Source organism: Halorubrum yunnanense, assembly GCF_026586675.1.
Lineage (GTDB): Archaea > Halobacteriota > Halobacteria > Halobacteriales > Haloferacaceae > Halorubrum > Halorubrum yunnanense.
On record NZ_JAODIX010000030.1, the window covers coordinates 222,712 to 232,934 of the forward strand.

The window sequence follows — 10,223 nt, forward strand, 5'->3', positions numbered from 1 at the left end:
AACGCCGTCGCGGCGAGGCTGGGGGGGTGTGAGGCGCGGTGCGGTCGGGTGGGACTCAAAGGGGCAGCCGTGAGGGCAACGCAGGCGACGCAAGCACTGCAGGGAGTGAGCGAAGCGAACGACCGAAGCGCACAGCGAGCGTGCGTTGCCCTCACGGCTGGGGCTTTGGAGGTGTTCACCGTCGATATTCCGTCAGCGGTTTATAAGTGAGCGAGTGGGACTTGCGGGGCGATTACCGATCACTGTGACTCATGAACGGACAGAGTGAGACTTATAAACGATCGGTCCGCCAAATCCGCGGTGTTAAGTTAAGGATGAGGCGGGACGAGGATTCAGTGCCTATGCCGAAAACCGCCCGCCTCACCGAGTCTACCGAGTGGATCGACTTGGAGTTTGTGGAGCGAGAGCGGACACCCCGCGAAGTCATTGAAAAGGGTATTCGCCATCATCTCGCTGGATTATCGCTTTCGAATACAGTTATTCTTCTTGAGGAGTTGGGTGTCAGTCGAAGTCGCGTTGCTGTCCACAATTGGGTACAGAAAGCCGATCTACAGCCAGCTGACGGTGAGGATCCGGATCGCGTTGCGGTCGATCAGAAAGCGATCCGGATCAACGACGAACAGTACTGGCTGTACGCTGCTGTCGATCCGCAGACGAACAGAATCCTTCATTCGCGGCTGTTTCCGACGTATACGATTCCGATCGCACGAGAATTTCTCACTGAATTAGCTGAGAAACACGATGTCGAAGGCGCGCTGTTTCTCGTCGATGACGCAGACGATCTGATCGGTGGGCTCCGCCGCGAAAACTACAGTTACCGCGTCGAACAACACGGCTTCAGAAATTCTGTCGAACGTGTTTTTAGAGAGGTAGAACGACGAACCTCTTCGTTTTCAAACTGTTTCAGCCATGTCGATCCACCGACCGCGGAAACGTGGTTACAAGCCCACGCCGTCTGGTGGAATCATGCTTAAGTTAACACGACGGCCAAATCACACCCCTTCCTCAAGTCGCTGGTATCGCTCTCAGAACCGCGACAGGCAGGACGAACAACAGAAGTGGTACACCTCGCCGTCGATCCGGGCCGTCTCGCCCTCGCTGTCGACGGTGTTCGAACACTCCGCGCAGGTGAGCGCGAACTCCACGCCCTCGATGGAAGGCGTCCACTCGAACTCGTCGACGAGCGTGACCGCGTACTCCTCGACGGCGACCCCCTCGAATAACCCCTGTACCCACTCCCGGACGTTCCGCCCCCCGACCCGACCGTACGCCCGGAGGTCGCCCTCGGCCGTGACGAAGACGTGTTCGACCGCGTCGGCGTCTCGGGCGCGCTCGCGGGCCTCGTCGAGCGCCTCGGGACGGTTCGGCGGCAGCTCCACGTCCACCAAGACGGGGACCCCCGCCCGGAGCTTCGTGCGGTCGACGTCGACGGTGAACCCCTCGATAACGCCGGCCTCCTCCAGCCGCGTGACGCGGTCGGAGACCGCGGGCCCCGACAGCCCCACGCGCTCGCCGATCTCGCTGAACGGCCGCCGAGCGTCCGCCGCCAACAGCGACAGGATCTCCAAGTCCGTCTCGTCGAGGTCGCGCATGCCGAGGCGTACGGTCCCACGATACAAGACGATTGTCCGAATTCGCTTGGGATTCCAAAGTCGTAGCGGGGTCCGAGCGCGACTCGCGAAGCGATAAGCGACAAACGTCTCCCCCTCGTATGTCGGCACGCAATGAGCCGAACGCTCACCGTCGAAGGGATGTCGTGTGACCACTGCGAACAGACCGTCAAAGAGGCGTTAGAGGGCGTCGCGGGCGTCGAGGGCGCGACCGCCGACCACGAGAGCGAGTCGGCGACCGTCGAGGGCGACGCGGACCCGGACGCGCTCGTGAGCGCGGTCGACGAGGCGGGCTACGACGCGTCCGCTTAAAAGGGCGCAGCGATCGATCCGGGTCGCGACTACCGATTCAGCGTGTGAATCGCCTGGCTGCGGGCGTTCTCCGCGGCCTCCATCACCGCCTCCGCGAGCGTCGGGTGCGTGTGGACCGTCGCCGCCACGTCCTCCAGCGTCGCGCCCATCTCGATGGCGAGCGCGACCTCGGCGATCAGCTCCGAGGCCTCCGGCCCGACGATCTGCGCGCCGAGCACGAACCCGGTCTCGTCGTCGGCGACGATCCGCGCGAACCCCTCGGTGTGGCCCGTCGTCATCGCGCGCCCGGAGGCGTTGAACGGCATCTCGCCGACGACCGGGTCGAAGCCGTCCGCTTCGGCCTCCGCCTCGGTCATCCCGACCGTCCCGATCTCGGGGTCGGTGAAGACGGCCGCGGGGATCGCCTGCCGGTCGAGGGCCGCGGGCTCGCCCGCGATCACCTCGGCGGCGACGATCCCCTCGTTCGAGGCCGCGTGCGCGAGCATCGGGTCACCGGCGACGTCGCCGACGGCGTGGATGTGCTCAACCGCGCTCCGGGTGCGGTCGCCCGTCTCGATGAACCCGCGGTCGTCCGTCTCGATCCCGGCCTTCTCCGGGTCGAGCCCGTCGGTGACCGGCTGGCGGCCGACCGCGACGAGGATCTTGTCGACGCCGTACGTCGACTCGTCTCCCCCCTCCGTCTCGGTGTGCAGGAGGTAGCCGCCGTCGGCGCCCTCGGACCACTCGCTCGCGCCCTCGCCGAAGTGAAATTCGACGCCGAGCTCCTCGGCGCGCTTCCGGACGATCCGTTTCACGTCGTCCTCGTACGGGTCGAGGATGTCGTCGAGCATCTCGACGACCGTCACGTCGGCGCCGAGCTTCGCGTAGGCCGTCGCCAGCTCCATGCCGATGTAGCCGCCGCCGACGATCCCGAGCCGGTCGGGGACCGTGTCGGCGTCGAGCGCCTCGGCGGAGCTCCAGACGTGGTCCGCGGCGAACTCGAAGCCGGGAATCTGGATCGGCCGCGACCCGGTGGCGACGACCGCGTGCTCGAACTCCAGCGTCTCGGAGCCCTGGCCGTCGCCGCCGTGGGCGACGCGGGCGGTGTGCTCGTCGACGAACGAGGCGGTCCCGGGGACGAGGTTGACGCCGTTCGCCTTACACAGCTTTTTGACGCCGCTCGTCAGCCGATCGACGACGCCGTCCTTCCACTCGACCATCTTCCCCATGTCGACGGCGGGGTCCGCGTGGACGCCCATGAACTCGGCGTTGCCGGCCTCGTGGGCGAGCCCCGAGCCCGTTATCAGCGCCTTCGAGGGGATACAGCCGCGGTTCAGGCAGGCGCCGCCGTAGGCGTCCTTCTCGACGAGCGTCGTGTCGAGCCCCTCCTGTGCGGCGCGGATGGCGGCGACGTAGCCGCCCGGTCCGCCCCCGATCACCAGTACCTCCGTTCCGGTTGCGATGTCTCCGACGACCATTAGTGTGACAACAGTAGCAGCGGGTGTTCAAGGTGTTCCATCACGGTGTTCGCGAACTCAGCCGCGACCGCACCGTCGACGACGCGGTGGTCGATCGACAGCGACAGCGGGAGCGTCGGCGCCGGGACGACCTCGCCGTCGCGGACGACGGGGCGCTCCTCGATGGCCCCGAGCCCCAGGATGGCCGTCTCCGGGTAGTTGATGATCGGCGTGGCGTACTCGCCGCCGACGGCACCGAAGTTGGTGACGGTGAACGTGCTCCCCTTCATCTCCGCGGGCTTGAGCTCGCGCTCTCGGGCCCGAGCGGCGAGGTCCCTGACCTCCGCGGCCAGCTCGAAGATCCCCTTCTCGTCGACGTCCTCGACGACGGGGACCATCAGCCCGGCGTCGGTCGCGACCGCGATCCCGAGGTCGTACTCCTTTCGCAAGACGATCTCCTCGTCGTCCTCGCGCAGCTCGCTGTTGAGGTACGGGTGCGCTTTCAGCCCCGCGACGATCGCCTTCATCACGAACGGCATGTAGGTGAGCTTCACCCCGCGTTCCTCCGCCGTCGGCTTCAGCTCTGCGCGCGCCTCGACGAGGGCGTCGACCTCGGCGGTGTCGTGGTGGGAGACGTGCGGAGCGGTGAACTTCGACCGCTCCATCTGCTTCCCGATGGTGCGGCGCACCCCGCGATAGGGGACGGTCTCGTCGCCCGCGTCGGCGGCGGTCGTCTCGGGCGTCTCGGGGGCCGGGGCGTCCGCGCCGGTACCTCCGGCGTCGGCGTCGACCGGACTCGGTTCGGGCGCCGGCTCGGCGGCCGCCGCCGACTCCGCCGCGTCCGCGTACGCCTGCACGTCCTCGTCCGTGACGAACGCCTCGCCGTCGCGGGTCTCGTCGGTTAGCACGTCGTCGATATCGACGTCGAGGTCGCGGGCGAGCTTCCGGGTCGCCGGCGTCGCGAGCGTCGTGTCGCGGCCGGCCGGGTCGGGGGCCCCGGCGGCGGTCGTCGCGGCGCCGCCCGATCCGTCGTCACCGCGCTCGCTCACGGCAGACTTCCGGTCGTCGGAGCCGACGTCGGTCGGGGTCGGCGCGGGCGCCGCGTCCGATTCGGGGCCGGCCGCGTCCCTAGCGTCGCCCGCGGTGTGCGCCCGCACATCGGCCTCGCCCACGCGGCCGCCGGGACCGCTCCCCTCGACCGCGGCGATGTCGACGCCGAGCTCGCGCGCGAGCCGGCGGGCCGACGGCGGCGCGAAGGTGCGGCCCGAAGGCGTGTCGGGCTCGGACGGCTCCGCCTCGTCGTCTGCGGCCGGTTCCGGCTCCGCCTCGTCGTCCGCGGTCGACTCCGGCTCCGCGTCGTCCGCGGCCTCCTCGTCACCGGCGCCCGTCTCGTCGACGCGGAACGAGATGATCACGTCGCCGACGGGGACCATCTCCCCCTCCTCGACGAACAGCTCCTCGACGGTCCCGTCGTAGCTCGACGGGACCTCGACGAGCGCCTTGTCGGTCTCGACCTCGGCGACCGGCTGGTCCTCCTCGACGCGGTCGCCGGGCGCGACGAGCCACGAGACCAGCTCGCCCTCGGCGACGCCCTCGCCGACGTCGGGTAGCTTGAACTCCTCGACGGTCATGCGTCGACCTCCTCGACGGTCGCGCGTCGGATCGCGTCAGCGGTCATGAGACGGGATTCCTCGGGAGCCATCTTAAAACTCGACCGCCTCCAGGATCCCCTCCTCGATGCGCGCCGCGGTCGGGAGGTAGTAGTCCTCCAGCGCGTACAGCGGGTAGGGGACGTCGAAGCCGGTGACGCGCTTCACGGGCGCCTCCTGGTACAGCAGCGCCTCCTCCTGGATGATCGCCGTGAGCTCGCCCGCGAGCCCGCCCGTCTTTGGCGCCTCGTGGACGACGACCGCGCGGCCGGTGCGCTCGAAGGCGTCGACGATGGCCTCGCGGTCCAGCGGGGAGACGGTGCGGAGGTCGACGACCTCGCACTCGATCCCCTCCTCGGCGAGGCTCTCCGCGGCCTCCAGCGTCGGGCGCGTCATGGCGCCGTAGGTGAACACCGCCACGTCGTCGCCCTCGCGTCGGGTGGCCGCCTCGCCGAGCGGGACCGTGTACGGCTCCTCGGGCACCTCGTCGCGGAACGCGCGGTAGATGAGCTTCGGCTCGAGGAAGATCACCGGGTCGGGGTCGCGGATCGACGCCGCGAGCAGCCCCTTGGCGTCGTACGGCGTCGAGGGGATGACGGTCTTCAGCCCCGCCTCGTGCGCGTAGAAGGCCTCCTTCGACTCGGAGTGGTGCTCCGGCGCGCGGATCCCGCCGCCGTAGGGCGCTCGCAGGGTCATCGGGAGGGTGAACCGCCCGCGGCTCCGCGCGCGGAACCGGGCCATGTGGGAGACGATCTGGTCGAAGCCGGGGTACATGAATCCCGAGAACTGGATCTCCGGGACCGGCCGGAGCCCCATCGCGGCCATGCCGACCGCGGCGCCGACGATGCCCGACTCCGCGAGCGGGGTGTCGACGACGCGGTCGCCGCCGAACTCGTCGAAGAGACCCTCGGTGGCTCGGAAGACGCCGCCGTTCTTCCCGACGTCCTGGCCGAGCACGAGGACGTCGTCGTCCTCGCGCATCTCGCTGTACAACCCGTCACGTACCGCCTGTACGACGGTGAGATTCTGTGTGTCGCTCATTTACTCCTCCAGGAACGCCTCGTCGCCGTGCGCCTCGCGGAACGCCGCGAACTCCGCCCGTTGTCGCTCCAGTTCGGGCGGGAGCTCCGCGTAGGCGTGCTCGAACAGCTCGCTCGGGTCCGGCCGCGCGACCGCCTCCGCCTCGTCGATGGCGTCGGCGACGCGCGCCTCGACCGCGGCCTCGATCTCGGCGACGCGCTCGTCGTCGAGGACCCCCTCGGCGCGGAGGTACGCCTCCAGCCGCGGGATCGGGTCCTTCGCCTTCCAGCGCTCGACCTCGTCGTCGTCGCGGTAGACGGTGGGGTCGTCCGCGGTCGTGTGCGCGCCGAACCGGTACTGGATCGCCTCGATCAGCGTCGGGCGCGGCCGGTCCGTCTCCGGGTCGCGCGCCTTCTCCAGGGCGGCCGCCGTGACGCTGTACACCGCGAGCGGGTCCATCCCGTCGACCTGTACGCCGTCGATCCCGTACGCCTCGGCCTTCTGCGCCAGGGTCGCGCTCCGGGTCTGCCGCTCTCGGGGCACGGAGATCGCCCACTGGTTGTTGTTACAGAAGAAGACGGTGGGCGTGTCGAACACGCCGGCGAAGTTGACGCCCTCGTGGAAGTCGCCCTCGCTGGTGGCGCCGTCGCCGAAGTAACAGAGGAACGCCTCGTCGGTCCCGCGGAGCTTCGCGGCCCACGACGCGCCCGTGGCGTGGGGCACCTGTGAGGCGATGGGAACGGCGACCGGGAAGACGTTGACGTCCGCGGGCGCCTTGTTGCCGGCCTCGTGGCCCATCCAGTAGAGGAGGGTCTGTTTCAGGGGGACCCCGCGGACCAGGGCCGCGCCGTGCTCGCGGTAGGAGGGGACCATCCAGTCGTCCTCGGCGAGCGCGGTCGCGGAACCGATCTGGGCGCCCTCCTGTCCCGACAGCGGCGGATAGGTCCCCATCCGCCCCTGTCGCTGGAGGCTCACCGCCCGGCCGTCGAAGTGTCGGGCGAGCCGCATGTGCCGGTAGATGTCGACGAGCTCCCCGTCGTCGAGGTCGGGGACGTCGCCGACGACCTCGCCGTCCTCGTCGAGCACGCGGACCGGATCGTCGTACGCTCTGTCGAATACGCTCACGGTCGGACCCACCTGTTCATGCCAGAACGGTTCGCCGCCCGGGTAATATCGTTTTCGTACATAATTTATTATACCCAGAAATCGGAGGACGCGCTGAGAAACTGTCCATCAGATTCCGAGGGAATCGGACGTTTCTGAACAACTCGCGCCGAGTCCGGCAACATTTTCGGCGAGCCGGCAGTTTCGCCGAACAGTAACGAACAAACGGGAAGGTTTGCTGAGAGATCGAAACCGCAGCGAGGGGCGGAACCGCGGCTCTGCGGGGTCGATCGGGGCGAGAGAGGCGGCGCGTGCGAGAACGCGATCAGGGGTGCTACCCGAGCCGGAAGGAGGGTTCGTCGCGCTCGCCGCGGTCACTGCGGTCGCCGCGCTCGCCGTCGAGCTCCTCCAGCTGGATCACGTCCTCGTCGCCGTCGTCCAGCTGCTCGCGGAGGTGGTTGACGTACCGCTTGTGCTCCTCGAGCTGCTCGCGGAGGTGGTCGGCCTCGAGCTCCAGCCGCTCGTGCTCGCGGACGAAGCTCTTGGGGACCTCGACGCGCGGAGGGAACACCTCACCGGTCTCGGTCTCGCTCTGGAGCTCCGCCTCCGGGACGGCGCGGACCTGTCCGTCGTGGGCAACGAGGGTGTCCACGTAGTCCCGGAACACCGCCGACAGCGAAATGTCCCGCTCCTCGGCGATGTCTCGGAGCGCCTCGAACGCGTCCTCGTTGACGCGGAAGGAGATCGTCTTGTTCTTGTTGCCCATTACCGGAGAGATCCGCCTGCGAGCCACTTAAGCGTTTGTCAGACGCTGGCACGAAAAGAGGGATACCGGACGTTTCGGGCGTCTGAGGCCCGATCTGCTCGTCGAGGGGGTCGGTCGTCGGTTACGGCTCCGGCGTCCCGGCCGGGTCCGGCGCGTCGTCGGCGAGCTCGTCGCCCTCGTCGAGGTCCTCTAACGCCGACAACGCGGCGGCCTTGTACGTCTGGGGGTCCAGATCGTACTCCTCACGGGCCATCCGCGCGTACTCGTTGTAGCCGGACTTCGTCCGGCTGCCAGAGGCGCCGTGCGCCTCGCTGCCCTCGTCGTCGAACGCGGCGACGCGCTCGATCGTCCGCGTGGCCGTCTCGGCGACCCAGCGGTCGCGGGTGGCGGCGTCGACCTCGGTGATCGACTCGGGGCGGACGGAGACCCGGACGGTGCCGTCGTCGGTCTCGTACGTCCGGGGCTTCCCCACGACTGCGACGTAGGCGGGCGCCTCCAGGTCGCGGAGCTTGGAGGCGGCCTCGGGCTGGTACTGGCCGGCGTACACGAAGAACGTGCCCGTCGGGTCGACGATGCGGCCGCGCCAGTACTCGCTGTCCTCGCCGACGTCCTCCTTCTCGGTGAGGGTGCCGACGAAGAAGACGCGGTTCGAGGACTCGCCCGTCGGCAGCAGCGCGTAGACGGGGGCGCGCTCGTCGTCGGACTCGGTGAACGTGTAGCCGGCGTCGTTGAACTCGGTGGCGAACACGCGCCGGGCGACCTCTCGGGTGGGTGCGGATTGACTCATTTAAATCGACCTCGCTTCGATCAGCGCGGTTTCAACGTCGACTTCGCCGGGGTTCTCCATCTCGTCGACCAAGACGTACCGACCGAAGGTGGGGCCGGTGACGCGGTAGTACCGTCCGAGGACGTCGTCGGCCATCTCCTCGGCGACGACGGTGGTGTCGAGCGCGTCCATCGCCATCTCCTTGGCTTCCTCCAAGCCCATGCCAGTGAGGTCCTCGGTGGCCTCGCGGTCGAAGATGACCTCGGTGACGGTCTCGCCGTCGTCGAGGACGCCCTTGATCCGGAGGTCGAACTCGCCCTCGACCTGGCCGTGCTCGGAGCAGCGGCCGTTCTGGAGAACGCGCGTGCAGTCGTCCTCGGGGCAGCGCTTGATCAGCCCGGAGCCGGACTGGATGTCGACCAAGGCGCCTTCGACGGTGTCGGCGTTGTCGCCGACCTCGATCTCCTCGTCGACCTCGGTGATCCCCGTCGTCCGGTTGAGCTTCACCGAGTAGCTGCCCTCGTACTCGTCGGTGACGACGTTGGAGAGCTCGTACGCCTGTCCCTCCGTCAGCTCGGGGAGGTCGGAGGTCTCGAAGGCGACGAACTTGATCGTCCCCGACTCGTCGCCGAGGAGCCCGACCTGTGAGATCGAGTCGCTGCGGGGCTCCCAGAGGTCGACCAGCTCCACGCGCAGGTCGACCCACTGTTCGTCCTCGTCGATCTCGTTGACCGAGACGGACTCGCTGCCGCCGCGGCCGAGCTCGTCGCGCTCCATCCCGGCGTCTTCGAGGTAGCTGTTGGTGACGCTCCGGCGCGCCTCGTCGACGGGCACACGGTACTCGTTGACGAGGTTCTCCAGCCGCTCCTCGACCTCGTCTGCGTCCACGTTCAGGTGGTCCGAGAACTGTTCCGCTATTGCTTCCGCTTCCTGTCGCAGTTCGCTCATGGGGTGTCTCCGCCTCCGGTCGTGTTTCAATGGGAGGCGTACGACGGTTGGTTCCTCACGGTATTAAAAATCCCGTAACCGCGGTGAAAGTGGTTAATTCGAGGCGTTGACGGACGTCTCCGAGGGTTTCGCCCTACCGACGCCGGCCGCGTCAGACGTGCGTCAGCCGTGCGTGGGCTTCGTTTCAAGTGGAACCGTACCACGTGAAGCGTCCGCACACATCGATCTGGACTTCCACGGAGAAGACGTGGCGGACAGTCACGGTAGTACTTATTTAAATAGTGTTGACCCGACACGACATTCACTTATAAATAGAGCGCGGTGGCGCGCCTGCGAGCGGCCGCCACCGGCGGCCGCGAGCCAGCCCGCGAGGGAGTCGGACCGGCGCTCCGCCGGTCCGACGAGGTTGGGGAGGTGTGAGGTGCGGTCGCGGTACGGGCGGGTGGGAATCAAAGGGGCGGTCGCTGAGGGCGGCGCAGGCGACGCAAGCACTGGAGGGAGTGAGCGAAGCGAACGACCAAAGCGCGTGGTTCGAAACGGCGCTAGTGGTAGTCATAACTTTTGAAAAGATAAGAAGCGATCAACCCACGCTCTCGCAAAGCTGAGGCGATG

At 67.9% G+C, this 10,223-nt stretch carries 11 protein-coding genes; 3 read left to right on the top strand and 8 right to left on the bottom strand.

Features of this window, described 5'->3' with window-relative positions; genetic code table 11:
* Together N5096_RS08245 and N5096_RS08250 are read left to right on the top strand one after the other, a co-directional pair.
* The coding region (locus N5096_RS08245) for a hypothetical protein (protein WP_267663890.1) at nt 1-210 on the top strand (210 nt) is incomplete at its 5' end.
* Nucleotides 211-341: 131 nt separating this feature from the next.
* Nucleotides 342-974 carry an IS6 family transposase gene (locus N5096_RS08250; RefSeq protein WP_267663891.1) on the top strand — a complete coding sequence of 211 codons (633 nt, stop codon included), beginning with the start codon at nt 342-344 and terminating at the stop codon, nt 972-974.
* Between the two features lie 51 nt (nt 975-1,025).
* Here the strand turns inward: N5096_RS08250 and N5096_RS08255 are convergent, their stop codons facing one another.
* Complete coding sequence (locus N5096_RS08255; RefSeq protein WP_267663892.1) at nt 1,026-1,592, bottom strand: AsnC family transcriptional regulator; 567 nt, start codon at nt 1,590-1,592, stop codon at nt 1,026-1,028.
* A 132-nt stretch (nt 1,593-1,724) separates the two neighbouring features.
* On the opposite strand from N5096_RS08255, the gene N5096_RS08260 reads away from it, so the two are divergent.
* Entirely contained in the window at nt 1,725-1,922 is a 198-nt protein-coding gene (locus N5096_RS08260) for a CopZ family metallochaperone (RefSeq protein WP_267663893.1), read from the top strand.
* A gap of 29 nt (nt 1,923-1,951) precedes the next feature.
* Here the strand turns inward: N5096_RS08260 and lpdA are convergent, their stop codons facing one another.
* From lpdA to N5096_RS08295, 7 genes are all read right to left on the bottom strand, one after another.
* Nucleotides 1,952-3,379 (bottom strand): dihydrolipoyl dehydrogenase, encoded by a 1,428-nt coding sequence (gene lpdA / locus N5096_RS08265; protein ID WP_267663894.1) that lies wholly within the window; start codon nt 3,377-3,379, stop codon nt 1,952-1,954.
* Nucleotides 3,379-4,989, bottom strand: coding sequence for a dihydrolipoamide acetyltransferase family protein (locus tag N5096_RS08270; protein WP_267663895.1), 1,611 nt, complete (start codon nt 4,987-4,989; stop codon nt 3,379-3,381). The genes lpdA and N5096_RS08270 overlap by 1 nt, the downstream gene beginning before the upstream one ends.
* Nucleotides 4,990-5,061: 72 nt before the next feature.
* Nucleotides 5,062-6,048: an alpha-ketoacid dehydrogenase subunit beta gene (locus N5096_RS08275; protein ID WP_267663897.1), complete on the bottom strand. Its 987-nt coding sequence runs from the start codon at nt 6,046-6,048 to the stop codon at nt 5,062-5,064.
* Complete coding sequence (gene pdhA / locus N5096_RS08280; protein ID WP_267663899.1) at nt 6,049-7,152, bottom strand: pyruvate dehydrogenase (acetyl-transferring) E1 component subunit alpha; 1,104 nt, start codon at nt 7,150-7,152, stop codon at nt 6,049-6,051.
* A gap of 313 nt (nt 7,153-7,465) precedes the next feature.
* A complete protein-coding gene (locus N5096_RS08285) occupies nt 7,466-7,897 on the bottom strand; it encodes a DUF8146 domain-containing protein (protein ID WP_267663900.1) in 432 nt (143 codons plus the stop codon).
* A gap of 121 nt (nt 7,898-8,018) precedes the next feature.
* Complete coding sequence (locus tag N5096_RS08290; RefSeq protein WP_267663901.1) at nt 8,019-8,684, bottom strand: RPA family protein; 666 nt, start codon at nt 8,682-8,684, stop codon at nt 8,019-8,021.
* Entirely contained in the window at nt 8,685-9,611 is a 927-nt protein-coding gene (locus N5096_RS08295) for a replication factor A (protein WP_267663903.1), read from the bottom strand.
* Nucleotides 9,612-10,223 lie beyond the last annotated feature (612 nt).